The organism is Belnapia sp. AC561, from assembly GCF_979252845.1.
The window spans coordinates 1-239 of the sequence record NZ_CEEDBP010000457.1; the positions used below are offsets into that span (position 1 = coordinate 1).

Sequence of the window (239 nt, forward strand, 5' to 3'; positions counted from 1 at the left end):
GTCTTCGAGGGCTTCGGGCGCGATCGTCAGCGCATCGAGTTCACCGGTTCCAGTAACCGTGGCGCGAACAAGGCCACCTCCAGCGGTGCCCTCGAAATTGCTCTCCGCGAGTTGGTTCTGGGCCGCTTCAAGCTGGTTCTGGACAGACTGAGCCTGCGCGAGCAAGGCACCCATGTCAAGTCCCCCGAGGTCGAATCCTCCAGTGGTCATAGTGTCTCCCGTGTGTGTGGCCCCTGGTC

1 protein-coding gene is annotated in these 239 nt (G+C 62.3%); it reads right to left on the reverse strand.

Annotated features, from left to right (window positions below; translation table 11 throughout):
* Positions 1-210, reverse strand: a 210-nt coding sequence (locus tag AC0IW9_RS31830; protein ID WP_471652274.1) for a YbaB/EbfC family nucleoid-associated protein, incomplete at its 3' end; no start/stop codon positions are given.
* Between the last annotated feature and the right edge of the window lie 29 nt (positions 211-239).